This window comes from Streptomyces sp. NPDC008121 (assembly GCF_042957155.1).
Taxonomy (GTDB): Bacteria; Actinomycetota; Actinomycetes; order Streptomycetales; family Streptomycetaceae; genus Streptomyces.
Genome location: NZ_JBIBHT010000001.1, coordinates 1,240,384 through 1,266,398, shown reverse-complemented (window position 1 = coordinate 1,266,398; position 26,015 = coordinate 1,240,384). Strand labels below are relative to the sequence as shown.

Here is a 26,015-nt window from a genome sequence, read left to right as displayed (position 1 = left end):
TTCATGCGTGTCGGTCGGCACGTCCCTTTTCGTGCTGAATAGTTTGCGCTGACCTCGACACCGCTGAGAAATGGGGCAGGGCAGCGTATGGCCGTCGTCGATCCGTTGATCGAGCTGCGTGACGTCAACAAGCACTTCGGCACCTTGCACGTCCTGCAGGGCATCAACCTCACCGTCGGGCGCGGGGAGGTGGTGGTGGTCATCGGGCCGTCCGGATCGGGCAAGTCGACCCTCTGCCGGGCGATGAACCGGCTGGAGTCGGTCGAGTCGGGCGAGATCCTGGTCGACGGACGCCCCCTCCCCGAGGAGGGCAGAGCGCTCGCCCGGCTCCGGGCCGAAGTCGGCATGGTCTTCCAGTCGTTCAACCTCTTCGCCCACAAGACCGTCCTCGCCAACGTCTCGCTGGCCCAGATCAAGGTCCGCGGGCGCAAGCGCGAGGAGGCCGACCGGCGCTCACGCGAACTCCTCGACCGGGTCGGCCTCGCCGACCACGCGGACAAGTTCCCCGCCCAGCTCTCCGGCGGCCAGCAGCAGCGCGTGGCCATCGCCCGCGCACTCGCCATGGACCCCAAGGCGCTCCTCTTCGACGAGCCGACGTCCGCCCTCGACCCCGAGATGATCAACGAGGTCCTTGAGGTCATGCGACAGCTCGCCCGCGAGGGCATGACCATGGTCGTCGTCACCCACGAGATGGGCTTCGCCCGCTCCGCCGCCCACCGCGTCGTGTTCATGGCCGACGGCCGGGTCGTCGAGGACCGCACGCCCGAGGACTTCTTCACCGCCCCGCGCAGCGAGCGCGCCAAGGACTTCCTGTCCAAGATCCTCAAGCACTGACCGGGGAGGGACGCCATGCACCGTACGAAACGAACCCTCGCCGCCCTCGTGCTGCTGCTCGCCGCCGCCGTGACGGCCGCCTGCGGCAGGGAGGGCAGCCCACCGGTCAAGGGACCGCAGCCGGACGCCCTGCCCGTCTACCAGGTCCGGACCGACTTCCGGCTGCCCTCCTCCCCGACGTGGGAGAAGGCGAAGCGGCGCGGCCACCTGGTCGTCGGCGTCAAGGAGGACCAGCCCTATATGGGCGAGAGGGACCCCGCCACCGGGACGTTCTCCGGCTTCGACATCGAGATCGCCAAGATGATGTCGGCCTCCCTCGGCTTCGACCCCGCCACCCTCGCGTACCGCACCATCGCCTCCGCCAACCGCGAGACAGCCCTGCAGAACGGCCAGATCGACTACTACGTCGGCACCTACACGATCAACGCCAACCGCAAGAAGCTCGTCGGCTTCGCCGGCCCGTACTACATGGCGGGCCAGTCCCTGCTCGTCCGTACCGACGAGAACGACATCCACGGCCCCCAGGACCTCGACGGCAAACGGGTCTGCTCGGCCGCCGGTTCCACCCCGTACCAGCGGATCGAGAAGGACTACCCCAAGGCCGACCTCGTCGCCTACGACACCTACTCCGTCTGCGTCGACAACCTGCTCACCTTCCAGGTCGACGCCGTCACCACCGACGACACCATCCTGATGGGCTACGCCGCCAAGGCCCCCGACGAACTCAAGGTCGTCGGCAAGCCGTTCTCCCAGGAGCCGTACGGCATCGGCGTCCCGCACGACGACAACGCCCTCCGCTTCGCCCTCGACGACGCCCTCGCCGCGCACGAGAAGAACGGCGACTGGAAGAAGGCGTACGACGCGACCCTCGGCCTGTCCGGGGTGCCCGCCCCCGCGCCGCCGGCCATCGACCGCTACCCGGCGAACTGAGGAGGAGAACGGCGACATGGACGTCCTGACACAGAACTTCTCCCTCTACGGCGACGGCTTCCTCGGCACCGTCGAACTCACCGTCTACGCCTCGGCCCTGGCCCTCGTCCTCGGCTTCCTGATGGCCTCCTTCCGGGTCGCCCCGGTCGGCTCCTTCCGCGTCTTCGGAGCCGTCTGGGTGACCGTCCTGCGCAACACCCCGCTCACCCTGCTCTTCTTCGCCGTGATGCTGGGCCTGCCCCGCTTCGGACTCGTGCTCCCCTTCGAGCTGTTCGCGGTCCTCGCCCTCGGCTGCTACACCTCGGCCTTCATCTGCGAGGTGCTGCGCTCGGGCATCAACACCGTGCCGCGCGGCCAGGGCGAGGCGGCCCGCAGCCTCGGCATGACCTTCGGGCAGACCCTGAGCACCGTCGTCCTGCCCCAGGCGTTCCGCTCGGTCATCCCGCCCATCGGCTCCACGCTCATCGCGCTCGCCAAGAACTCGGCCATCGCCGGAGCCTTCAGCGTCACCGAACTCCTGGGCACCTACAAGACGTTGAGCGAACTCGGCTACAACATCATCTGGACCTTCGTCTGGATCGCCGTCGGCTATCTGATCATCACCCTCACCATCAGCGCGATCTTCAACATCATGGAGAAGCGCTGGGGAGTCGCCCGATGAGCCAGTCCACCGCCCTCTACGACATCCCGGGCCCGCTCACCCGGCGGCGCCACCGGCTCTACGGCGTCCTCTCGACCGTGGTGATCCTCGCCCTGATCGGCTGGATCCTCTCCCTCCTCTTCGACACGGGGCAGTTCACTGCGACCAAGTGGGCACCGTTCACCTACGAGGGCATCCAGGAGCTGCTGCTTCGCGGCCTCGGCAACACCCTCAAGGCCTTCGCCTACGCCTCGGTGCTCTCCCTGGTGCTCGGCGGGATCCTGGCCGCCGGCCGGCTCTCCGAGCACCGGATCCTGCGCTGGGTCTCGACGCTCTTCGTCGAGTTCTTCCGCGCGATGCCCGTCCTGGTGATGATCTTCTTCATCTTCGTCGCGCTCAAGGTCCAGCCGCTGCCCGCGCTCGTCGCCGGACTGACCCTCTACAACGGCTCGGTGCTCGCCGAGGTGTTCCGCACCGGCGTCGACTCGGTCGACCGCGGGCAGCGGGAGGCGGCGTACGCGCTCGGCATGCGCAAGACGCAGGTGATGACCTACGTCCTGGTCCCGCAGGCCCTCCGCGCCATGCTGCCGACCATCATCAGCCAGCTGGTGGTGGCGCTGAAGGACACCTCGCTCGGATTCCTCATCACCTACGAGGAGTTCCTGCACGCCGGCAAGCTGATCGCGTCGAACCTCGACTACGACCTGCCGTTCATCCCCGTCGTGATGGTCATCTCGCCGATCTACATCGGCATGTGCGTGCTGCTCTCGTGGTTCGCCACCTGGGTGGCGAGGAGGGAGCGCCGCAACCCCAAGACCAAGGCCGTGGAGCTCCCTCCCCCCGACCGGGGGACGCTGCTGCCGGGCGGGGGGCCTCCCACCGGCGCGTGAGGCGCCACCGGGGACACCGCGGCCGCACGGCGGCTCGCGAGGGGGCCGTACCCGTCCGGCAGCAGCCGGTGATCACTCCTCCCGCAGCGGAACCGACACGTACGACGGGTCGGTCGACGGCGAGGAGAAGGTCAGCTGCGCGCCGGTCGGGTTGTGCTCGATGTAGAGCGGGTCGACCGTGTCCACGACCACGGCGAGACGGTGACCTGCCGGCACGTCGTAGGCCGTGGAGAACAGCTCCAGGTCGACGGTGAACGGCCGGCCGGGCGTCTGTCCGTGGAAGGTGTACGGGGCGTTGCTGACCAGCTTGCCGAGGCCGAGCGGGCCCACGTCGTAGAGGTACGCGACGAGGGTGCCGCTCTCCTTGGTGGAGGTGACCGTGGTGTGCAGCCTGGCCGTGCCGCGCACCTTCCGGGCGGTGTCGTACCGCTCGGACTGCCAGACGCCGGCGAAGGCGCGGGGGAGCAGCGGGATGGAGGCGACGGGCGGGGTGTGGAGGAACTGGTCCAGGAGGTTGGAGAGGAGGACCACGCCGCCGTTGGCGCCGGAGTCGACGTTGGCCCATATCTTCCGGGAGCCGCCGAGCGCGATCCTGGCCTCGTCGGCGCCGACCGACTTCCAGTCGGGGTAGCCCTCGTAGCCGCCGGAGGAGCGGGGCTTGAGCTGGACGGGCTGCTCGCGGTCGATGCCGTTGTCGGCGCCCTTGAGATGGCGGTCGAACCAGCGGTGGGCGTTGGTCCAGGTGTCGTTGGGCAGTCCCAGCAGACCCGTCGCCTCGGCGGTGGCGTGGTCGCCGGGGCGGAACTCCAGGCGCTTGGGGCCCTGGAGCTTCTCGTAGAAGGAGGCGTACTGGTTGGGCGGGAAGATGGTGTCGCCCCAGGCGTTCCCGAGCATGATCGCGGCGCCGTTGGCGTTGATCCGGTCCAGGTAGGTGGCGGCCGAGCGCTTCTTGCCCCAGGCGATCATCCCCTCTTCCTTGGTGAGGTCGGAGGAGAGGAAGTCGTCGAGGATGGAACGGAGTTCCGGCCCGGGGCGGCCGGTGAGGAAGCCGGCGCCGCCGAGCAGGCCGGCGGCCTGGCGGTGCTGGGTGCGGCCGCTGTAGATCGACTCGATGAGGTCGGCCCAGCCGCTCAGGGCGGCGACGGCCTTGACGCGCTTGTCGCGCGCGGAGGTGAGCAGGCTGATCCCGGCGCCGTACGAGACGCCCGCCATGCCGACCTTGGCGGGGTCGGCGGGGGTGTGGGCGAGCGCCCAGTCGATGACCTTGGTGGCGTCGGCGACGTCCTTGGGGCCCGCGGTCTCGATCTCGCCGCCGGACTGCCAGAAGCCGCGGGAGTTGTAACTCACCACGACGTAACCGGAGTCGGCGAGCTTCTTCGCCTGGGCGAGGTACTCGATCTGGGGCATCGCCCAGCTGGTGGGGAGCACGATGACGGGGTAGCGGGCGGAGCCGTCGGCTCCGGCCGGGGTGACGACGTTGGCCTTGAGGACGGTGCCGCCGTCGCCGGCGATGTCCACGAAGCGGATGCCGGTCTCCGAGGCATCGGCGGCGGGCGCGAGCCCGAACGCCGTCCCCGCCACGAGAGCGGCCGAGACGGCGAGGGCCAGGGGTATGCGCACGGGTCACTCCTCACTGGGTGTCACTGATGGGGGGCAGTGAAAGTGACCCGACGGTAACCGCGGAGACTTACTCGGGGTAACTGGTCGGTGAGTTACGTGCGGGTAACGATTATTGGACGAGCTGTCAGTTAAGTGCGCTCTTGGAACGCCACTCCGCCCAGGACAGATTCCACTCGCCGTAGCCGTTGTTCAGGGCCTGGGTCCCCTTGGCGTCGGAGCCGGTGATCTCGAAGGGGTCCCCGACCCGCACCGCGTCGTACACGGACCGCGCGTCCGCGTCGCTCATGCCGATGCAGCCCGAGCTCCTGTTGGCGCTGCCGAAGTAGGAGGCGTTCCAGGGCGCCGCGTGCGCGTACATCCCGGACCAGGTCAGCCGCATGGAGAAGTCGACCATCTTGTCGTAGGCGTCTCCGAGTCCGACGGTCTCGGAGCGCATGTTGATGGTGCCCTCCTTCGACATGAGCACCGTCTTCCCCCGCCAGGACGCCTTGTCGCCACCGGGCGTACCGGCCGACATGGGCACGTCCTTCACCACCGCGCCGTCCCGCAGCAGGGTCAGCCGGTGACGGTCGAGGTCGACCTTGACGACCTGCCGCGCGCCGATGCCGAAGGTGGTGGTGTAGTCGCGGACGAACCAGCCGCCGGCGCCCGAGTCGACGCCGTTCAGCCGGGCGTCCAGCGTGACCTTGGTGCCCGGCTTCCAGTACTCCTTCGGCCGCCAGTCCACCCTGTCCTTGCCGGACCAGTCGCGCATCCAGCCCCAGGAGCCCTCGGTGCGGTTCGAGGTGGTGACGCGCAGGTGCCTCTCCACCTCCGCCTTGTTCTTGACCGGGTGGTCGAAGACGATCGACAGCGGCTGGCCGATGCCGACGGTGGTGTTCTTGCCGGGCGCCAGCGTCAGCTTGTTGACCTTCTCGGGCGGGGCGGTGGTGAAGGCGGCGGTGGCGCTGCCGCCGCCCGTGTCCTTCGCCTGGATCGCGTAGGCAGTCCCCGGGGCGGCCTTCCGCGAGGAGGTCCAGCTCCGGCCGTCGGCCGCGACCGTGCCGTCGAGCCGCGCACCCCGCGAGTCGGTCACCTCGACCCGGGCCAGCCTCCCCTCGGCGAGGCGCACCACGACCGGCTCGCCCGCGTTCGCGCGCTGACCGGTGAGGTTCACCGAGATCCGCGTCGCCGGCTTGGCCGGCTTGCCGTCGTCGGCCGCCGTCGTCCCGCCGGAACACGCGGTGAGGGCGGCCAGGGCGAGCGCCCCGGCGGCGGCGGTGAGCAGGGGACGCGGGCGTATGCGGTTCACGTGGGACGACCTCCGGTGTGGATCTCTTTCCCGGGGAGAGAGGGCCACGGGGCCGGAAGGGTTGCGACAATCCGATCTTTTTCCCCGATGTCGGATGTGAGACGGGACACGGCCCCACCGGCCCGCCCGGCTGAGTGCACGGGCTCTGCCCGGACACGACCTAGGCGCAGCGGCGGCCGATCGAGGCCAGCAGGCGGCGCATGCCGACGGCGTGCCCGCCCGTACCGACCACCAGCAGCCGGTAGAGAGCGCCCGACGGGCCGGGGAAGGAGGCCCGGCTCTCCGCGCGCAGTCGCGTCCGGCCCGGGCCCGCGGGGTCGAGACGGAAGGTCAGGGCGTACACCGAGAACCGGTGGCGCCCTTCGAGCGCCAGCTCGCGGTCGGGGTCCGCGCGGACCACCCGGAAGCCCGGCAGCGTGGAGCCCGCGACGAGCGGGCGCGGTCCGGACGCCGTGGGGTCGGCGCATCCCACGAGCCGGGCGTAGCGTGCCCCTCGGGGGTGGGAGAAGGTTCCGTCGACCGCGGCGAGCAGCTCGCGCCAGACGGTCTCGGCCTCCGCGGGGACGACGGTCGCGTGCTCGTCAAGGTACGGCAGCGGGGTGAACTCCATCCGACCGTCCCCCCTTTCGTGGTCGCCGGCGCCTGCGACGCGGTCCCACGGCCAGTATCCGCCCGCGTCACCGCCCATGGAGCACCGGCCCCGGCCGGTCTCGGACTCGATCGGGTCCGCGCCCCGGCCGTCCGTGCCAAGCTGGTCCCGTGGAGAGTCCGAGCGACGTACCCGGCGTGCCCGATGTCTTCGACCCCCGCCGCTACGCCCGAGGCCTGCCGCACGCGGCTTTCCGGACCCTGCGCGACCGGTATCCGGTCGCCTGGCAGGAGGAGTACGCCGTGCTCGGCTGGCCCGCCGGCCCCGGGTTCTGGGCCGTCACCCGCCACGCGGACGTCGTCCGGGTGCTCAAGGACGCCGCCACCTTCTCCTCGTCCCTCGGCGCCACGCAGATCCGTGACCCCGACCCCGCCGACCTGCCGTTCATCCGGCGCATGATGCTCAATCAGGACCCGGCGCCGGATCCCCACGCGCGTGCGGACGCCGGCGACCGTCATGACCACGGCAGGCTCCGACGGCTCGTCAGCCGGGCCTTCACCCCCCGACGGATCGAGCGCTTCGCGGCCACCGCCCGCGAGCGGGCCCGGACGCTGCTCGCCGCCGCGGCGGAGGCGGGGCCCGAGGTGGATCTCGTCCGCGCGGTCACCGACGACTACGCCCTGCTCAATCTGACCGACCTCCTCGGCGTCCCCGCGCCCGACCGGGGCCTCCTGCTCGCCTGGACCGAGCGGGTCATCGCCTACCAGGACCCCGACGAGCCGCCCGTCCTCGACCCCGAGGGCCGGCCCGTCAACCCGCGCTCCCCGGCCATGCTGGCCGAGATGTTCGCGTACGCCCGGGACCTGGCCGCGTACAAGCGGCTCCACCCCGCCGACGACGTGATGACCGCGCTGGCGACGGGCGAACTCCGGGACGCGGAGCTGGAGATGTTCTTCTTCCTGCTGACCGTCGCCGGCAACGACACCGTGCGCTCCGCCGCCCCCGGGGGACTGCTCGCCCTCGCCGAACACCCCGGCGAGCGACGCCGGCTGTGGGACGGGGAGGTGTCCGTGGACAGCGCCGTGGAGGAGCTCCTGCGCGTCCACCCGCCGGTGCTCTCCTTCCGGCGCACCGCCGCCCGCCCCACCGAACTGGCCGGTCGGACCATCGCCGCGGGGGAGAAGGTCGTCGTCTTCCACGCCTCCGCCAACCATGACGAACGGGTCTTCCCCGACCCCCTGCGGCTCGACCTCGCCCGGCGCCCCAACCCCCACGTCTCCTTCGGGGACGGCCCGCACGTCTGTCTGGGCGCCCACTTCGCCCGGCTTCAGCTGCGCGTCCTCCACGAGGAGGTGCGGGAGGCGGCGGCGCGGGGCGCCTTCACCCGCCTCGCCCCGGCCGGCCCGCCCCGCAGGCTGGTCTCCAACTTCGTCAACGGCATCAAGTCGCTGCCGCTTCGGGTGCGGTAGCCGTCCGCGCCGCCCGGGTCACGTCGGCGACCAGCTCCACCACGTCGGGTCCGTACGCCTCGGAGTTGACCACCTTCAGCAGGAGCACGAAGGGGCCGGAGCCGTAGCTGCGGGCCAGCTTCTCGTGGTGCCGCGCGAGATAGCGGGTCGCCGCCTGGTTGGTGACGGCGAACTGTCCGCAGAAGAGGAAGACCGGCCGGCCGCCCTCGCCGCCCGTGAGCCTCGCGAGGAGGACGTACTCCCGCTCGCCCTGCACCCCGCGGTACACCTCGCCCCCGACCGTGATCATGCCCCGGTCGGCGACCGGATCCGACTCCACGTTCATCGTCAGACCGGGCAGCAGGGAGGCCAGATGGGCCGCCATCCGCCGATTGGAGTACGGCCCGCCGACGCAGAACTCCGTACGGTCGCCGAGGCCCTGGCGCGCCATGTCGTGCTGGACGATATGGGCTTTCGCCCCGCAGTCCTTTATCAGCGCGGAGAGCTCCAGGAGCGCGGAGACGTCGACGTTGTGCACCGCGGCGTCGCTGCCCGCCTTGCGGTTCATCACCAGGACGCACTCGGACCCGCTGGGGAGCCCGAAGAACGCCTGCTTGCGCCGGAGCCCGCGGCGCCACGCGTAGGTGCGGGTCAGCCAGCCCAGCGACGCGCTGACTCCGGTCGCGAGCACGCCGAGGACGACATTGCGCAGGTCTTCATTCATGGGCGCGCATGCTAGCGGGGGCGCCGCGGCGCGTCCGAGGCGGTCCTGACGATGCGGCCGCCCGGAAGTTACGCTGCGCGGACGGCTGTTGACTGGAGGTAGGGATGCGTCGTTCCGTGGCCCGCAACGGGTCGGTTCTCGTCGTCGCCACGACCGTGCTGCTGGCGGTGGGGGCGGCGGCCCCGCCGACCGGGGCGGTGGCCGCTCCGGCGGCCGTGACCCGGTCCGGCCCCCCGGCCCCCGGCCCCGCGAAGGTACCGGTCGCCGTCGGGTACGGCGGAGCCGTCGCCAGCGTCGACCCGGACGCCTCCGCCGCCGGGATCGAGGTGCTCCGCGACGGCGGCAACGCCGTCGACGCGGCCGTCGCCGTGGCCGCGGCCCTCGGCGTCACCGAGCCCTACTCCGCCGGCATCGGAGGCGGCGGCTACCTCGTCCACTACGACGCCGCGAGCCGTACGGTGCGCACGGTCGACGGCCGCGAGACCGCGCCGCTCTCGGCCGACGCGCGCCTCTTCGTCGAGGACGGCGAACCCCTCCCCTTCGAGGAGGCCATGACCAGCGGCCTCAGCGTCGGGACCCCCGGCACCCCGGCGACCTGGCGGACCGCCCTCGACGCCTGGGGCACCAAGCCGCTGCGCCGCCTTCTCGCCCCCGCCACGCGGCTGGCCCGCGACGGCTTCACCGTCGACCCGACCTTCCGCGCGCAGACGGCCGCCAACGAGGCCCGCTTCCGCGACTTCCCCGCCTCCTCGAAGCTCTTCCTGCCGGGCGGCGCCCTCCCCGTCGTCGGCTCCACCTTCAAGAACCCGGACCTCGCCCGTACGTACGAGAAGCTCGGCCGGGAAGGCGTCGGCGCGCTCTACCGCGGCCCGCTGGCCCGGGACATCGTCGACACCGTGCGCAAGCCGCCGGTACGGCCGGGCGCGACGCGGGTGGTCCGCGCCGGGGACCTGACGGAGCGCGACCTCACGGTGTACGAGACCGAACGGCGCCGGCCCACGAAGATCTCGTACCGCGGCCTCGACGTGTACGGCATGGCGCCCTCCTCGTCCGGCGGCACCAGCGTCGGCGAGGCGCTCAACATCCTGGAGCGGACCGATCTCTCGGCCGCCTCCGAGGCCGCGTACCTGCACCGCTTCATCGAGGCGAGCCGGATCGCGTTCGCCGACCGGGGCCGTTGGGTCGGCGACCCCGCCTTCGAGGACGTGCCCGTCCGCGGCCTGCTCTCGCAGCGGTTCGCGGACTCGCGCGCCTGCCTGATCCGCGACGACGCCGTCCTGACCAGCCCGCTCGCGCCGGGGGACCCGCGTCACCCCGCCGACTGCGCGCGGGGCGGGACGGCGGCGCCGACGACGTACGAGGGCGAGAACACGACGCACCTCACGGTGGCCGACCGGTGGGGGAACGTCGTCGCCTACACCCTCACGATCGAGTCGACCGGCGGCAGCGGGATCACCGTGCCGGGGCGCGGCTTCCTGCTCAACAACGAACTGACCGACTTCTCCTTCGTCCCGGCGAACCCGGCGGTCCACGACCCGAACCTGCCCGGCCCCGGCAAGCGCCCCCGCTCGTCGATGGCCCCGACCATCGTGCTCGACCGGCACGGCCGGCCGGTCCTCGCCCTGGGCTCGCCGGGCGGGGCGACGATCATCACCACCGTGCTGCAGACCCTGACGGGCGTCGTCGACCGGGGACTGCCCCTCGTCGACGCCATCGCCGCGCCCCGGGCCAGCCAGCGGAACCAGACGACGACGGAGCTCGAACCGGGTCTCTGGAACAGCAAGCTGCGCGGCGAACTGGAGGCGATCGGCCACGCCTTCCGGCAGAACCCGGAGATCGGGGCGGCGACCGGCGTCCAGCGGCTGCCGGACGGCCGTTGGGTGGCGGCGGCGGAGACAACCCGCAGGGGCGGAGGCTCGGCGATGGTCGTACGGCCCCGGGGCTGAACCGGGGCCGTTCGAACGGAGTGCCGGGGTGCCGGGTCAGGAGGGACGGGCGCCGGACCCGGTCGAGCGAGGCGCCGGGTCCGGGCGGTCCCTCGTGGTCGACGACCCGGCCGGTCTCGCGCTTCGCCTGCGGGGACGCCTCCGTCGTGAGCCCATGACGCCAATTACTATACCGGTATTAGAATGGGTGGATGGTACGTACCCCCTTGACTCCCGAAGAGCGCGAGCGCGGCGAGCGCCTCGGCCTGCTGCTGCGCGAAGCGCGCGGCGACAGGTCCATGGCCGAGATCGCCACGGCCGCCGGCCTCTCCGCCGAGACGCTCCGCAAGATCGAGACCGGACGGGCCCCGACCCCCGCCTTCTTCACCGTCGCGGCCCTAGCCGGCGTCCTCGGCCTCTCCCTGGACGAGGTCGTCACGCGCTGCGCGCTCGTCCCGGTCTGACCCCCCGAGCCGGTCCGATCCCTCGGGCGCCCGGAGCCGTGGGGGAGCGGCCCGGGGGCCTTGTTGGGGCCTCCGGCCCGGTGGCATAGCCTCGGCCGCATGATGCCCGAGGAGCTGCGACGCGGCCGCTATGTCAGCCTGACCACCTTCCGCAGGAACGGCACCGGCGTGGCGACGCCCGTCTGGTACGCGGTGGAGGGCGACGAGCTCTACGCATGGACCCGTACGGACTCCTGGAAGGTCAAGCGGCTGCGCAACGACCCCCGGGTCACGGTCGCCGTCTGCGACCTGCGCGGGAACGTCGCCCCTGACGCGACCGCGACGGCGGGCACCGCCCGCCTGCTGACCGGCGAGGAGCTGCGCCAGGTGCGCAAGCTGCTCGCCCGGAAGTACACCTGGCAGTTCTGGTTCGTGGACTGGCCCGCCATGGTCGCCCGCCTCGGGAAACGCCCGCACACCGGCATCGCCGTGACGTTCCCCACCGACGCGTCCTCTCCTGAAAACCGTCCGTAGCCGCCCCGTAACACGACTGCGGTCGAATGCCCGCGGACCGGAATGTTCCAGTCGAGGGCACGGGCGGTGCGGCGGTATGACGGTGTATCAACTTCCGGCGGAGGTCCACGCTTTCGCGCGCTGCCTTCGAGAGCTCGCGGGCCGTCTGGATCCGGGCGCGGGCTGGTACGGCGTCTTCGTGAGCCGGGACCCGGAGGGGCTGCGAGCCTGCTTCGACGGCACGGAGATCATGCCCTGGGACCTCGTCGAATCCCTCCTCCAGGACCTGGGGGAGGCCCCCTCCGGACCGACGGCCGCGCGGGTCGGTGCCCGCTACGCCGCGGCGGCCGTGGCCCACGACCGCCGGCCCGGCGGCGCCGAGGCCCTGCGGGAACGCAGGGAGCTGAGGGAGCGGGAACGGCGGCACGCCGAGAACCGGGCGCGCGAAGTGGGCGCGACGGAGGAAGCCCCCCAGGCCGTCGCCGTACCTCAAGCCGTCGCCGTGCCCCCGACCGCCGGTGACCACGCGGCCGCACCGCGCGGCGCCCGGTTCGCCGCGGCCGAGGCCGCCCCCGAACCCCGGCCGCGCCCCCTCCTCCCCGCCGCCGACCTCGCCGCGGCCGAGCGCGCCGCCGGAAACGCGGTGTACGCGCTGGGCCGGCTGCGGGCCCAGGGCCGCAGCGGCGAGGCGCACGCCCTGCTCTGCGAGGCACTGGCCGGTCCGCCCGCCTGGCTGCCCCCGCTCGCCGCGGAACTCCACCGCGCGGGACTCGGCGCCGACTGGACCACCCTGCTCTGGGAGGCGGCCACGCTGCCGCCCGGCCGGCTCGCCGCCGTCGCCGGGGCGCTCGCGGACGCCGGCCGCGACGACGACTGCGATCAGCTCCTCCGCCAGGGCGTGAGCCGTCCCGTCGAGGAGCTGGCCGGCGCCTGCGCCGCCCTGCGCGCCGAGGAGCACCACCCCGAGGCCCGTGCCCTGCTCACCGCCTTCGTCCGGGTGCGCACCCCCGAGGACGCGGCCCGGCTCGCCGCCGTCGACCCGTACACCCTCGTCCCCCAACTCCTCGACGCCGCCGGGACGCTCTCCCCGGCCCACGTCCGGGCCCTGTCCCACGCGCTCCGGGTCGCCGGCCTCGCCGGCGCCTGAAGGCCGGGCGAGCCGCCCTCGCGCCGGTCACATCGGTCACACCGGAACAGGCCCGGACGTGTCGGTGCGTGTCCGACGTGGACCACTCGGGTATGAAACATGATCGACTCCTTTGCTTCGCGGCGGCGGTCTTGCTCCGGGGTGTGACGGGGCTTACGTTCTCCATCTACGCACCGCGTCTACGTGCGTAGAGGCTCTCTGACGCCGTGCCGAAGGAGCAGCTCATGACCGCTGTCGTACGCGCCGCACTCGTCCAGGCGACCTGGACCGGCGACACCGAATCCATGATCGCCAAGCATGAGGAGCACGCCCGCGAGGCGGCCCGGCAGGGCGCCAAGGTCATCGGGTTCCAGGAGGTCTTCAACGCCCCCTACTTCTGCCAGGTGCAGGAGCCCGAGCACTACCGCTGGGCCGAGCCGGTCCCCGACGGGCCGACCGTGCTGCGGATGCGCGAGCTCGCCCGCGAGACCGGCATGGTGATCGTCGTCCCCGTCTTCGAGATCGAGGACTCCGGCTTCTACTACAACACCGCCGCCGTGATCGACGCGGACGGCTCCTACCTCGGCAAGTACCGCAAGCACCACATCCCCCAGGTCAAGGGCTTCTGGGAGAAGTACTACTTCCGCCCCGGGAACATCGGCTGGCCGGTCTTCGACACCGCCGTCGGCAAGGTCGGCGTCTACATCTGCTACGACCGGCACTTCCCGGAGGGTTGGCGGCAACTGGGACTCAACGGCGCCCAGTTGGTGTACAACCCGTCCGCCACCCACCGCGGTCTCTCCTCGCACCTCTGGCAGCTGGAGCAGCCCGCGGCCGCCGTCGCCAACGAGTACTTCATCGCCGCGATCAACCGCGTCGGCCAGGAGGAGTACGGCGACAACGACTTCTACGGCACCAGCTACTTCGTCGACCCGCGCGGCCGGTTCGTCGGCGACCTCGCCTCCGACAAGACCGAGGAACTCGTCGTCCGCGACCTCGACTTCGGACTGATCGAGGAGGTCCGGCAGCAGTGGGCCTTCTACCGCGACCGGCGCCCCGACGCCTACGACGGGCTGGTGAGCCCGTGAGCGCCCTCCACGACCGGCACAAGGCCGTCATCCCCGACTGGGTCGCCCTCTACTACCGGGACCCGCTCGAGATCACCCACGGCGAGGGCCGCCACGTCTGGGACGCCGAGGGCCGCAGGTACCTCGACTTCTTCGGCGGCATCCTCACCACCATGACCGCCCACGCCCTGCCCGAGGTCACCAAGGCCGTCGCGGAACAGGCCGGCCGGATCATCCACTCCTCCACGCTCTACCTCAACCGCCCGATGGTGGAGCTCGCCGAACGGATCGCCGCCCTCTCCGGCATCCCCGACGCGCGCGTCTTCTTCACCACCTCCGGCACCGAGGCCAACGACACGGCGCTGCTCCTGGCCACCACCCACCGCCGGTCGAACCAGATCCTGGCCATGCGCAACAGCTACCACGGCCGGTCCTTCTCCACCATCGGCATCACCGGCAACCGCTCCTGGTCGCCCACCGCCCTCTCGCCGCTCCAGACCCTGTACGTCCACGGCGGCGTCCGCACCCGCGGTCCGTACGCCGCGCTCAGCGACGACCGCTTCATCGAGGCGTGCGTCGCCGACCTCGAGGACCTCCTCGGCCACACCCGGGACGTCGCCGCGCTGATCGCCGAGCCGATCCAGGGCGTCGGGGGCTTCACCTCCCCGCCCGACGGGCTCTACGCCGCCTTCCGCCGGGTCCTCGACCGGCACGGCATCCTCTGGATCTCCGACGAGGTGCAGACCGGCTGGGGCCGCACCGGCGACCACTTCTGGGGCTGGCAGGCCCACGACCAGGCCGGACCGCCCGACATCCTCACCTTCGCCAAGGGCATCGGCAACGGCATGTCCGTCGGCGGGGTCGTGGCCCGCGCCGAGGTCATGAACTGCCTGGACGCCAACTCCATCTCCACCTTCGGCGGTTCGCCGGTGACGATGGCCGCCGGCCTCGCCAACCTCGGCCACCTCCTGGAGCACGACCTCCAGGGCAACGCCCGCCGCGTCGGCGGACTGCTCCTGGAGCGGCTGCGGGCCGTCGGCGCCGGAGTGGAGGCGGTACGCGAGGTCCGCGGCCGCGGCCTGATGATCGGCATCGAACTGACCGTACCGGGCACCGACGAGCCGCACCCCGAGGCGGCCGCCGCCGTCCTGGAGGCCGCGCGCGAGAACGGGCTGCTCATCGGCAAGGGAGGCGGTCACAGCACCAGCTCCCTGCGCGTCGCCCCACCGCTCTCGCTCACCGTCGCCGAGGCCGAGGAAGGGGCCGCGATCCTCGAAGCGGCGCTCCGCGCCCTCTAGCCCCACCCCCCCGGGCCCCACCCCCCGGGCCGCGCCGCCGGCCCCGTCGGCCCGGGGGAGCCCGCCCCCCAAGCCCTCACACCCCAGCGCACCCACCCGGTTCCTGTCAGGGGGAGACCCGTGAGCACCCGTACCCTCATCCGCGGCGGTCTGGTCGTCACCGCCGCCGACGAGCTGCACGCCGACGTCCTGATCGAGGACGGCCGCATCGCCGCCCTCGCCACCCACGGCTCCGACGCGGCCGCCCGCTGGACCGCCGACCGGACCATCGACGCCACCGACCGCTACGTCATCCCCGGCGGCGTCGACGCGCACACCCACATGGAGCTGCCCTTCGGCGGCACCGCCGCCTCCGACACCTTCGAGACCGGCACCCGCGCCGCCGCCTGGGGCGGCACCACCACCATCGTCGACTTCGCCGTCCAGAGCGTCGGCCACAGCCTGCGCGAAGGACTCGACACCTGGTACGCCAAGGCCGACGGCGTCTGCGCCGTCGACTACGCCTTCCACATGATCCTCTCCGACGTCAACGAGCACACGCTCAAGGAGATGGACAAGCTGGTCGAGGAGGGCGTCACCTCCTTCAAGCTCTTCATGGCGTACCCCGGCGTCTTCTACAGCGACGACGGCCGGATCCTGCGCGCCATGCAGCGCTCGGCGGGCAACGGCGGCCTGATCATGATGCACGCGGAGAACGGCATCGCGATCGACGTCCTCGTCGAACAGGCCCTGGCCCGCGGCGAGACCGACCCCCGCTACCACGGGGAGGTGCGCCGGGTGCTCCTGGAGGCCGAGGCGACCCACCGGGCCATCCAGCTCGCCCGGGTCGCCGGGGCGCCCCTCTACGTCGTGCACGTCTCCGCCGACGAGGCGGTGCGGGAGCTTGCCGCCGCCCGGGACATGGGGCTGCCGGTCTTCGGCGAGACCTGCCCCCAGTACCTCTTCCTCTCCACCGACAACCTCGCCGAGCCCGGCTTCGAAGGCGCGAAGTACGTCTGCTCCACGCCCCTGCGGCCCCGGGAACACCAGGAAGCGCTCTGGCGCGGGCTGCGGACCAACGACCTCCAGGTCGTCTCCACCGACCACTGCCCCTTCTGCTTCGCCGGCCAGAAGGAGCTCGGCCGCGGGGACTTCTCCAAGATCCCCAACGGTCTGCCCGGCGTCGAGAACCGGATGGACCTGCTCCACCAGGCCGTCGTCGACGGCCGCATCAACCGCCGCCGCTGGATCGAGATCGCCTGCGCGACCCCGGCCCGCATGTTCGGCCTCTATCCGCAGAAGGGCACCCTCGCCCCCGGCGCCGACGCCGACGTCGTCATCTACGACCCGCACGTCCGGCAGACCCTCTCGGCGGAGACCCACCACATGAACGTCGACTACTCCGCGTACGAGGGGAAGACCGTCACCGGCCAGGTCGAGACCGTCCTCTCGCGCGGCGAGGTCGTCATCGACAAGCGGGAGTTCACCGGCCGGGCCGGACACGGCTGCTTCATCCCCCGCTCCACCTGTCAGTACCTGAACTAGGAGAAGCAGTCGTGGACTTCGGACTCGTCCTGCAGACCGACCCGCCCGCGTCGGCGGTCGTCGGCCTGATGCGCCGGGCGGAACGCAACGGCTTCCGCTACGGCTGGACCTTCGACTCCGCCGTGCTCTGGCAGGAGCCCTTCGTCATCTACAGCCGCATCCTGGAGCACACCACCAAACTGACCGTCGGCCCGATGGTCACCAACCCGGGGACGCGGACCTGGGAGGTCACCGCCTCCACCTTCGCCACCCTCAACGAGATGTACGGCAACCGGACCGTCTGCGGCATCGGCCGCGGCGACTCGGCGATGCGGGTCGCCGGCCGCAAGCCCAACACCCTGGCCCGGCTCGGCGAGGCCATCGGCGTCATCCGCGACCTCGCCGAGGGCCGCGAGGCCGAGGTCGACGGCAGCACGATCCGCATCCCCTGGGTGAAGGACGGCCGGCTCCCGGTCTGGATGGCCGCCTACGGCCCGAAGGCGCTGGCCCTCGCCGGGCAGAAGGCCGACGGCTTCATCCTCCAGCTCGCCGACCCCTTCCTCACCGAGTGGATGGTCAAGGCCGTCCGGCAGGCCGCCACCGAGGCCGGCCGCGACCCCGACGCGCTCACCATCTGCGTCGCCGCGCCCGCCTACGTGACGGCCGACGACTCCCCGGAGGCCCTGGCGCACGCGCGCGAGCAGTGCCGCTGGTTCGGCGGCATGGTCGGCAACCACGTCGCCGACCTGGTCGCCAGGTACGGCGAGCACTCGGGGATGGTGCCGGAGGAGCTGACCGCGTACATCAAGAACCGGCACGGCTACGACTACAGCCACCACGGCCGGGCCGACAACCCCGACACCGCCTTCGTCCCCGACGAGATCGTCGACCGCTTCTGCCTCCTCGGCCCGGCCGAGGAGCACGTCAGGAAACTGCGCAGGCTGCGGGAGCTGGGCGTCGACCAGTTCGCCGTCTACGCCATGCACGACGCCAAGGAGGCCACCATCGACACCTACGGCTCCGACATCATCCCGGCGCTCGCCGACTGACCCCCGTGCCCGCACTCGCGCGGAGTGAGGGCAGCCGCCTCCCGTGACCGGGCCTCGCCCCGTGGCGGGAGGCGACTCCGGGCCACCGGGCCACCACGTGAACGGATGTACGGGGGCGGTCCCCGGTCGCCACCCCGACCACGGGGGGCCCGGGCCGGGCCGAGGAATCGTGCCTCCGAAGCCGCTTGGACCTTTACCTTCCGCTCGCCCGTCCCCTAGCCTGAAGTGGCGCCGATCACATCGGCGATCACCTGCATGTCGTGGTTCCCCATGGAAAAAGCGAAGGATAGGCGGTTGCCGATGGCCGGCACCCAGGACAAGGCCCGCGAATCCGGGACCGAGTCCTCCGAGTACACCCAGCGGCTGGCACGTCTGGAGCAATCGGGACTCAAGAGGTTCCTCCCCACCCAGGCGCCCTACAGATGGAATCTGCGCCGCCTCAAGCTCGGCCGTGTCCTCGACGTCGGGTGCGGCCTCGGCCGCAACCTGCTCAACTGCGGACCGGACAGCGTCGGCGTCGACCACAACGCCCACTCCGTCACCACCTGCCGTGAGCGAGGGCTGAACGCCTACACCCCCGAAGAGCTGGCCAAGGCCGAGGACTGCGGTCCCGGATCCTTCGACAGCCTGCTCTGCGCCCATGTCCTGGAGCACATGGAAGAGGGCATGGCGGTCGACGTCCTCGCGCAGTACCTCCCGCTGGTGAAGCCCGGCGGATCGGTCGTATTGATCACCCCACAGGAATCCGGCTACAAGACGGACGCCACGCACGTGCGCTTCGTCGGCTTCGAGGAACTGCGGCGCCACGCGGAGAAGGCGGGGCTCGACGTCGCCCGGACCTACTCCTTCCCCTTCCCGCGGCCGGTCGGAAAGGTCTTCCCGTACAACGAGTTCGTCCTCGTCGGGACCCTCGCCACTCCCTGAACGCGCCCCACGGACCCGTTGCGACGACACCCCCACCGGGCGCGCGCGGCGGGTCCGTTCGCGTCCCCGCCGCAGCCGCGCGGGTCCGGTGCCGCGTCCGGCGCCTATTCTTGGTCGTGCCGGTCGCCGGACGGCGGCCGGTGGCCGACGAAGGAGTCCGAACGTGCCGTCGATGCTCGATGCCGTCGTCGTGGGGGCGGGCCCCAACGGACTGACCGCCGCGGTGGAGCTGGCCCGTCGCGGGTACTCCGTCGCCCTGTTCGAGGCCGCGTCCACGGTCGGCGGCGGCGCCAGGACCGAGGAGCTGACCCTGCCGGGCTTCCGGCACGACCCCTGCTCCGCCGTGCACCCGCTCGGCGTCACCTCACCCGTCTTCAGGACGATGCCCCTGGACCGCTATGGCCTGGAGTGGCTGCACCCCCGGCTCCCCATGGCCCACCCGCGGGACGACGGCACGGCCGCCGTCCTCTCCCGGTCCGTGGGGGAGACCGCCGCCTCCTTCGGGCCGCGCGACGCCGGGACCTACCGACGGCTGGTCGCGCCCTACCTCAGCCGATGGGACACGCTGGCACGGGACTTCATGTCCCTGCCGCTGACCGCGCTGCCCCGCGACCCCCTCACGCTCGCCCGCTTCGGCCTCGACGGACTGCCCCCCTCCACCTGGCTGCTGCGCCGCTTCCAGGACGACAAGGCGCGCGCCCTGTTCGCCGGGCTCGTCGCCCATGTCATCGCCCCCCTCAACGGCTTCGCCACCACGGCGATCGGCCTCGTCTTCGCGCTGGCGGCGCACGCGGGCGGCTGGCCGCTGCCCCGGGGCGGCTCGCAGTCGATCTCGGACGCCCTCGCCGCGTACCTGAAGGACCTGGGCGGCGCCGTCCACACCGACTTCCACGTCAAGCGGCTCGACGACCTGCCGCCGGCCCGCGCGTACGTCTTCGACACCTCGCCCACCGCCCTCGCCCGGATCGCGGGCTTCGGCGGCCACTACGACCGCTACCGCTACGGCGCCGGCGTCTTCAAGATCGACTACGCCCTGGACGGACCCGTGCCCTGGACGGCCGAGGAGGCACGGCACGCCGGCACCGTCCAGATCGGCCCCTCCACCGCCGAGATCGGCACCGCGCTCCACCAGGCGTCCTCCGGGACGGCGCCCGACACGCCCTTCCTCATCACCGCCCAGCCCAGCCTCGTCGACCCCTCCCGCGCCCCCGAGGGGCGGCACGTCTTCTGGGCGTACGGCCATGTGCCCAACGGCTGGGACGGCGATCTCACCGACGCGATCGAGCGCCAGATCGAGCGCTTCGCGCCCGGCTTCCGCGACCGTGTCCTGGCCCGCGCCACCGCCGGACCGCCCGAGCTCGCCGCCCGCAACCCCAACTACGTGGGCGGCGACATCGCCTGCGGCGCGGCCCGCGGTCTCCAGCTCCTGCTGCGCCCCAAACTGTCCCTCTTCCCGTACCGCACCCCGCACCCCGCCGTCTTCCTCTGCTCCTCGGCGACCCCGCCGGGCCCGGGCGTCCACGGCATGTCCGGCCACAACGCGGCCAAGGCGGTGTGGCGCCGCCTGCGTGCGTCCGGCCGCTGACCGGGGGCGCCGTCCGCCTGCGTACGCGGACGGCGCCCCGGAAAACGGGCGGCGCAGGCGCCCGCCCCCGGGCGAGGATGACCCCATGACCCGTACGACGCCTCCCGGCATCACCCTCGTCCTCGGCGACATCACCGCCCAGCACGCCGACGCGATCGTCAACGCGGCGAACTCCTCCCTGCTGGGCGGCGGCGGGGTCGACGGCGCCATCCACCGCAAGGGCGGCCCCGACATCCTGGCGGAGTGCCGTGCGCTCCGCGCCGGGCACCACGGCCGCGGCCTGCCCACCGGCCAGGCCGTCGCCACCACCGCCGGCCGGCTCGACGCCCGCTGGGTCGTCCACACCGTCGGCCCGGTCTGGTCCCGCGACGAGGACCGTTCCGCACTGCTCGCCTCCTGCTACCGCGCCTCCCTCCGGGTCGCGGACGAGCTCGGCGCCCGCACCGTCGCCTTCCCCGCCGTCTCGACCGGCGTCTACGGCTGGCCCCTGGACGACGGCGCCCGCATCGCCGTCGAGACCGTCCGGGCGACGGAGACGGCGGTGGTCGCGGAGGTCCGCTTCGTCCTCTACGACGAGACGGCGTACGAGGCCTTCGCACGCCACCTGCGCTGACCGGCGCACGTGCGCGGGCGGATCCCGGCTGCCGAACGGACCACTCGCAGAGCCCCGCAAGGGCGGCTCGGATAGGGTGACTGCGTAGGAATGACACCCCCCGGGGTTAGGTCGATGCGTTGGACACTGATCAGTCGCGGAGCGGGAAGCCGGGGCGGCCGCCGGCGGCCATCGGATACGCGGGTGTGCTGCGCGAAGTGCTGCCGATCGCCCTCTGGAGAGAGGACGCCGACGGCCGCGTCGTCGAATGGTCCCTCGCCGCCCAGGACCTCCTCGGTTACCGCCCCGACGAACTGCTCGGCCGCCCCGCCACCCCCGTCCTGGTCCCCGAGGCCAACCAGGAACTCGCCGACGACCTGACGCGCCGCGTCCACTCCGGCGAGACCGTCGTGGGCACCCTCCCCGTGCGCCACCGCGACGGCCACGACGTCACCATGGAGATGTGGATCGTCCCCGAGGTCGACCCGCGGGGGCGGCCCGGCGCCATGCTGATCGCGGTCGAGACCTCCGAGGTCCTGCGGATGCGGGACTCGCTCGCCGCCCTGCAGAGCCTCTTCACCCAGTCGCCCATCGGCCTCGCCACCCTCGGCCCCGACCTGCGCTTCCTGCGCGTCAACGACGCCCTGGCCCGGATGAACGGCGTCACCGCCGCCGCGCACCTCGGCAGACGGCTCACCGAAGTGGTGCCCGGCGTCAACGCCGCCGCCCTGGAGGCGACCATGCGCCAGGTGCTGGACCGCGGCGAGGCCGTCGTCGACGTCCGCCGCACCGGCCGCACGCCCGCCGACCCCGACCACGACCGCACCTGGTCCTGCTCGTACGCCCCCCTCCTCGACGGCTCCGGGCGGCGCCTCGGCCTGATCGCCTCCCTCATCGACATCACCGACGGCCAGCGCGCCCTCGTCGAAGCGGAACGCGCGCGGTCCCGCTTCGCACTCCTCGCCGAGGCCGGCGCCCGCATCGGCACCACCCTCGACCTGGGCCGGACCGCCGAGGAGATCGTCCGGGTCCTGGTGCCCCGGTTCGCCGACTCGGCCGACGTCCAGATGCTGGAGGCCGTCCTCGCGGCCGACGAGACCGCCGCCGCGGCCGGGTCCTCCGCCCAGGGCCTGCTGCGCCGGATCGCCGCCGTCTTCCCCGACCCGACCGCCCCCACCGCCCGGCTCACCGTCGGACAGACCTTCCAGATCCCGCTCGGCACGGTCTACGAACGGGTCGTCGCCGAAGGCCGTCCGATGAACCTCTACCACTCCGACCTCCCCGCCCTCTTTCCCGACCCCCGCTCCGCGGCCCTGCGCTCCTACTTCGAAGGCAACATCGGCTCGGCCCGCCTCGTCCCGCTGGTCGCCCGCGGCAAGGTGCTCGGCGCCGTCACCGTCACCCGGGTCTACGGCCGCGAGCCGTTCGACGAGCAGGACTGCGTCCTCGTCGACGAACTGGTCGCCCGCGCGGCCCTCAACATCGACAACGCGCGGATGTACACCACCCAGCGGGAAGCCGCCCTCACCCTGCAGCGGAGCCTGACCAACAGCTCGCTGCCCAGGGTCGAGGGACTGGAACTGACCGGCCGCTACCTCCCCGCGAGCGACCACGACGTCGGCGGCGACTGGTTCGACGTCATCGCCCTCCCCGAGGGCCGCACCGCCCTCGTCATCGGGGACGTCATGGGGCACGGCATCCACGCGGCCGCCGTCATGGGCCAGCTCCGCACCGTCGTCCGCACCCTCGCCCGGCACGGCGTCCCGCCCACGGAGCTGCTCCGCTCCCTCGACGCCGCCGTCGCCGACCTGGGCGAGGACGAGATGGCGACCTGCGTCTACGCCGTCCACGACCCGGCCACGAGCAGCGTCGTCATCGCCCGCGCGGGCCATCCGCCACCGGCCGTGGCGACGGCCGACGGGGCGATCACCTTCCTGGAGGGCCCGCCCGGCACACCGCTCGGCACCGGCGTCCAGGACTTCCGCACCGACGAGGTGCGGCTGCCCCCGGGCAGCCTGCTCGTCCTCTACACCGACGGGCTCATCGAAGCCCGCGACCGCGACCTCGACCAGGGCATGGACGAACTCGCCCGGGCCCTGTTCGACCTCGAACGCCCGCTCACCCAGCTCTGCGACGGCATCCTCGAACGGCTGCTGCCCTGCGCCCCGACCGACGACGTCGCCGTGCTCCTCGCCCGTACGCCACTGGGCTGACCGGGGGCTCACCAGGCCAGGCGCTCCAGCGCGTCCAGGTCCGGCACGCCCATCGCCGCCGCCTCCGCCGCGGGCGCCGTGGTCAGCGTCAGCTCCGCCCAGATCACCTTGCCGCGCTCGGTGTACCGGGTGCCCCAGCGCTCGGCGAACTGCGCCACGAGGAACAGGCCCCGGCCGCCCTCGTCCGTGGTCGTCGCGTACCGCAGATGCGGAGAGGTGCTGCTCCCGTCGGCGATCTCGCAGATCAGGCGGCGGTCGCGCAGCAGCCGTACCTTGATCGGTTCCGCGCCGTACCGGATGGCGTTGGTGATCAGCTCGCTCAGGATCAGTTCGGCGGTGAAGGCGACGTCCCCCAGCTCCCAGGCGGCGATCTGGGCCGAGGCCGCGTTGCGCACCCCCGAGACGGCGGCCGGGTCGGCCGGCACGTCCCATTCGGCGATGCGGTCGGCGGGCAGCCGGCGGGTGTCCGCCACGAGGAGCGCGATGTCGTCGTCCGGAGCGGGGACGAGCAGCGCCGTCAGGACGTCCGCGCAGGCCTGCTCCGGGCTGCGGCCGGGCCTGGCCAGGGCGGAGCGGAGCAGGCCGAGGCCGGTGTCGAAGTCCCGGTCGCGGTTCTCCAGGAGGCCGTCGGTGAACAGCACCAGACGGCTGCCCTCCGGCAGGGACAGCTCGGTCGACACGAACGGCATCCCGCCCACGCCCAGCGGCAGGCCCGCAGGCAGTTCGGGGAACTCCACCCGCCCGTCGGCGTGCACCAGGGCCGGGCCGGGATGCCCGGCGCCCGCCATGGCGCAGCGGCCGCTGACGGGGTCGTAGATCACGTACAGACAGGTCGCGCCCGTGATCGGATCGCGCTCGGAGCCGACCGGCCCCTGCTCGTCCTCGTCCTGGCCGTCGCCGTTCCCCGTCTCCGGCCGGTCGATCCGGTCGATCAGCTCGTCGAGATGGCCGAGGAGTTCGTCGGGCGGCAGGTCCAGGGTGGAGAAGTTGTGCACCGCCGTGCGCAGCCGGCCCATCGTGGCGGCCGCGTGCAGACCGTGCCCGACGACGTCGCCGACGACCAGCGCCACCCGCGCGCCGGGCAGCGGGATCACGTCGAACCAGTCGCCGCCGACCCCCGCCTTCGCCGGCAGATAGCGGTGCGCCACGTCGACGGCGGACAGCTCCGGCAGCACGCGGGGGAGGAGGCTCCGCTGGAGGGTGACGGCCATCGCGTGCTCACGCGTGAAGCGGCGGGCGTTGTCGATGGAGACGGCGGCCCGTGCGGTCAGCTCCTCGGCGAACGACAGGTCGTCCTCGCCGAACGGCTCCGCGGTCTCCGCGCGCCAGAAGTTGGCCATGCCGAGGACGACTCCCCGGGCCTGCAGCGGCACCGCCACCAGCGAGTGCAGGCCGTAGTCGAGTGCGGCGGCGGCCCCCTCCGGGTCCTGCGCCCGCCAGCCGTCGGCCGCGCCCAGCTCCTCCACCAGGACCGCGTGTCCGCGGTCGAGCGCCGTCGCCATGGGCGTGGTCGGCACGACGCAGCGGATCGGATCGCCCACCGGCTGGAGCGGATGGTCGTCCCTGATGCCGGTGAGCGCCGCCCGGCGCATCTCCGTGTACGCCCCCGAGGGCTCCTCGCCGCGCAGCACCGGCTCCAGCAGCTCGACGGTGACGTAGTCGGCGAACCGCGGCACCGCGACCTCCGACAGCTCCTCCGCCGTGCGCTCCACGTCCAGGGTGCTGCCGATCCGCACCCCGGCGTCGTACAACAGCTGGAGCCGCCCCCGCGCCACCTCCGCCCGGCCGGAGAGCGCGGCGAGTTCGGTGGAGTCCCGGAGCGTCATCACGGTGCCGGTGGGGCGTCCGCGGTACGGCTCGGTGGGCCGTACGTTCACGGCCAGCAGGCGGTCGCCCGCCAGGTGCACCTCGTCCGTCACCGCCCGGCCGGAGGCGAGGAGAGCGGCGGTGGCCGGGTCCAGGCCGAGTTCGGTGACGTGCCGCTGCTCGGCGTCGGGCGGGAGGTCGAGGAGCCGGCGGCCCTCGTCGTTGGCGAGCAGCAGCCGGCGGTCGGCGTCGATGATGAGCACGCCCTCACGGACGGCGTGCAGGACCGCCTCGTGGTGTTCGTTGATCCGGGTCATCTCGACCGGGCCGAGGCCGTGCGTCTGGCGGCGCAGCCGCCTGCTGACCAGCGCGGCGCCGCCCACCGCGAGCAGCAGCGCCCCGGCGGCGGTGCCGAGCAGCAGCGGCAGCTGCCCCTCCACCACGTTCGACACGGCGTCGATCTCGATGCCGGTGCCGACCAGGCCGACGATGTCGCCGTCCTCCGTCCGCACCGGGACGATCGCCCGGACGGCGTCGGTCGGCTCGCCGGTGAAGATCTCGGTGAACGACTCGCCGCCCCGAGCCCGCGCGATGTCGCCGGTGGCGCGCTGCCCGATCAACTCGGGCCGGGCGTCGGTGTAGCGGATCCCGTCCGGGGTCATCACGGCGAGGAAGTCCAGACCCCCGGCCACCCGGGCCTCCTCGGCCGCCGTCTGCAGCTCCGCCGTAGGGTCGGGCGCCCGCAGCGCGTCCACCAGGCCGGGCGCGTGGGCGAAGGCCTCCGCGGCGGCGAGAGAGCGGTTCCGCGCCTCGCGCTCGCTGTCGTAACGGGTCTGGAAGACCAGGGCGAGCGCGCCGACCGTCACCAGCAGGACCACGATGACCGCCTGCAGGGCGAACACCTGTCCGGCGACACTGCGCGTCCACAGCCCCCGTGGTCGGCCGAGACGTCCGGTCATGGGGTTCTTCTCGTGGATGTGGCTGTCATCACGGACTCGGCTGTCA

22 protein-coding genes are annotated in these 26,015 nt (G+C 72.6%); 17 read left to right on the top strand and 5 right to left on the bottom strand.

The window, feature by feature from the left end:
• Positions 1-87: 87 nt before the first annotated feature.
• Genes ACFZBD_RS05410 through ACFZBD_RS05395 form a run of 4 tightly spaced genes read left to right on the top strand, consistent with a single transcriptional unit; the run spans position 88 to position 3,294 of the window.
• The gene (locus ACFZBD_RS05410; protein ID WP_391135660.1) at positions 88-834 is read left to right on the top strand and encodes an ATP-binding cassette domain-containing protein; all 747 of its coding nucleotides are present in this window, start codon (positions 88-90) and stop codon (positions 832-834) included.
• Positions 835-849: 15 nt separating this feature from the next.
• Entirely contained in the window at positions 850-1,764 is a 915-nt protein-coding gene (locus ACFZBD_RS05405; protein WP_391135657.1) for a transporter substrate-binding domain-containing protein, read from the top strand.
• 16 nt (positions 1,765-1,780) lie between these two features.
• Positions 1,781-2,425, top strand: a complete 645-nt coding sequence (locus tag ACFZBD_RS05400) for an ABC transporter permease subunit (RefSeq protein ID WP_391135654.1) — start codon at positions 1,781-1,783, stop codon at positions 2,423-2,425.
• Positions 2,422-3,294: an ABC transporter permease subunit gene (locus tag ACFZBD_RS05395; RefSeq protein WP_391135651.1), complete on the top strand. Its 873-nt coding sequence runs from the start codon at positions 2,422-2,424 to the stop codon at positions 3,292-3,294. Before ACFZBD_RS05400 ends, ACFZBD_RS05395 begins: the two co-directional genes overlap by 4 nt.
• Before the next feature lie 72 nt (positions 3,295-3,366).
• On the opposite strand, the gene ACFZBD_RS05390 is transcribed toward ACFZBD_RS05395, so the two are convergent.
• The 3 genes from ACFZBD_RS05390 to ACFZBD_RS05380 form a co-directional block, all read right to left on the bottom strand.
• Positions 3,367-4,914 (bottom strand): alpha/beta fold hydrolase, encoded by a 1,548-nt coding sequence (locus ACFZBD_RS05390; protein WP_391135649.1) that lies wholly within the window; start codon positions 4,912-4,914, stop codon positions 3,367-3,369.
• Between the two features lie 124 nt (positions 4,915-5,038).
• Complete coding sequence (locus tag ACFZBD_RS05385; protein ID WP_391135646.1) at positions 5,039-6,205, bottom strand: Ig-like domain-containing protein; 1,167 nt, start codon at positions 6,203-6,205, stop codon at positions 5,039-5,041.
• Between the two features lie 160 nt (positions 6,206-6,365).
• Entirely contained in the window at positions 6,366-6,815 is a 450-nt protein-coding gene (locus ACFZBD_RS05380; protein ID WP_391135643.1) for a hypothetical protein, read from the bottom strand.
• Between the two features lie 149 nt (positions 6,816-6,964).
• Here ACFZBD_RS05380 and ACFZBD_RS05375 point away from each other — a divergent pair, with 149 nt between their 5' ends.
• Entirely contained in the window at positions 6,965-8,263 is a 1,299-nt protein-coding gene (locus tag ACFZBD_RS05375) for a cytochrome P450 (RefSeq protein WP_391135641.1), read from the top strand.
• Here ACFZBD_RS05375 and ACFZBD_RS05370 read toward each other — a convergent pair.
• Entirely contained in the window at positions 8,235-8,966 is a 732-nt protein-coding gene (locus ACFZBD_RS05370) for a hypothetical protein (protein ID WP_391135638.1), read from the bottom strand. The two genes, ACFZBD_RS05375 and ACFZBD_RS05370, sit on opposite strands and share 29 nt — an antisense overlap.
• Before the next feature lie 104 nt (positions 8,967-9,070).
• Here ACFZBD_RS05370 and ggt point away from each other — a divergent pair, with 104 nt between their 5' ends.
• The 12 genes from ggt (at position 9,071) to ACFZBD_RS05310 (ending at position 23,204) form a co-directional block, all read left to right on the top strand.
• The gene (gene ggt, locus ACFZBD_RS05365) at positions 9,071-10,912 is read left to right on the top strand and encodes a gamma-glutamyltransferase (RefSeq protein WP_391135635.1); all 1,842 of its coding nucleotides are present in this window, start codon (positions 9,071-9,073) and stop codon (positions 10,910-10,912) included.
• A 191-nt stretch (positions 10,913-11,103) separates the two neighbouring features.
• Entirely contained in the window at positions 11,104-11,355 is a 252-nt protein-coding gene (locus tag ACFZBD_RS05360) for a helix-turn-helix domain-containing protein (RefSeq protein ID WP_391135632.1), read from the top strand.
• Positions 11,356-11,454: 99 nt separating this feature from the next.
• Positions 11,455-11,868 (top strand): PPOX class F420-dependent oxidoreductase, encoded by a 414-nt coding sequence (locus tag ACFZBD_RS05355; protein ID WP_391135629.1) that lies wholly within the window; start codon positions 11,455-11,457, stop codon positions 11,866-11,868.
• 76 nt (positions 11,869-11,944) lie between these two features.
• Positions 11,945-12,994 (top strand): hypothetical protein, encoded by a 1,050-nt coding sequence (locus ACFZBD_RS05350; RefSeq protein ID WP_391135626.1) that lies wholly within the window; start codon positions 11,945-11,947, stop codon positions 12,992-12,994.
• Between the two features lie 224 nt (positions 12,995-13,218).
• On the top strand, positions 13,219-14,061 hold the full coding sequence (locus ACFZBD_RS05345; protein WP_391135623.1) for a nitrilase-related carbon-nitrogen hydrolase: 843 nt from the start codon (positions 13,219-13,221) through the stop codon (positions 14,059-14,061).
• Positions 14,058-15,338 (top strand): aminotransferase class III-fold pyridoxal phosphate-dependent enzyme, encoded by a 1,281-nt coding sequence (locus ACFZBD_RS05340; protein WP_391135619.1) that lies wholly within the window; start codon positions 14,058-14,060, stop codon positions 15,336-15,338. The genes ACFZBD_RS05345 and ACFZBD_RS05340 overlap by 4 nt, the downstream gene beginning before the upstream one ends.
• A 120-nt stretch (positions 15,339-15,458) precedes the next feature.
• Positions 15,459-16,862 (top strand): dihydropyrimidinase, encoded by a 1,404-nt coding sequence (gene hydA / locus ACFZBD_RS05335; RefSeq protein WP_391135616.1) that lies wholly within the window; start codon positions 15,459-15,461, stop codon positions 16,860-16,862.
• A gap of 11 nt (positions 16,863-16,873) precedes the next feature.
• Entirely contained in the window at positions 16,874-17,890 is a 1,017-nt protein-coding gene (locus ACFZBD_RS05330) for a TIGR03842 family LLM class F420-dependent oxidoreductase (protein ID WP_391135614.1), read from the top strand.
• Positions 17,891-18,190: 300 nt separating this feature from the next.
• Positions 18,191-18,814 carry a methyltransferase domain-containing protein gene (locus tag ACFZBD_RS05325; protein ID WP_391135611.1) on the top strand — a complete coding sequence of 208 codons (624 nt, stop codon included), beginning with the start codon at positions 18,191-18,193 and terminating at the stop codon, positions 18,812-18,814.
• Positions 18,815-18,977: 163 nt separating this feature from the next.
• Positions 18,978-20,399, top strand: a complete 1,422-nt coding sequence (locus ACFZBD_RS05320) for an FAD-dependent oxidoreductase (RefSeq protein ID WP_391135608.1) — start codon at positions 18,978-18,980, stop codon at positions 20,397-20,399.
• 85 nt (positions 20,400-20,484) lie between these two features.
• Positions 20,485-21,012 (top strand): O-acetyl-ADP-ribose deacetylase, encoded by a 528-nt coding sequence (locus ACFZBD_RS05315; RefSeq protein ID WP_391135606.1) that lies wholly within the window; start codon positions 20,485-20,487, stop codon positions 21,010-21,012.
• Between the two features lie 119 nt (positions 21,013-21,131).
• On the top strand, positions 21,132-23,204 hold the full coding sequence (locus tag ACFZBD_RS05310; RefSeq protein WP_391135602.1) for a SpoIIE family protein phosphatase: 2,073 nt from the start codon (positions 21,132-21,134) through the stop codon (positions 23,202-23,204).
• 8 nt (positions 23,205-23,212) lie between these two features.
• On the opposite strand, the gene ACFZBD_RS05305 is transcribed toward ACFZBD_RS05310, so the two are convergent.
• Positions 23,213-25,969 (bottom strand): SpoIIE family protein phosphatase, encoded by a 2,757-nt coding sequence (locus ACFZBD_RS05305; RefSeq protein WP_391135599.1) that lies wholly within the window; start codon positions 25,967-25,969, stop codon positions 23,213-23,215.
• Positions 25,970-26,015 lie beyond the last annotated feature (46 nt).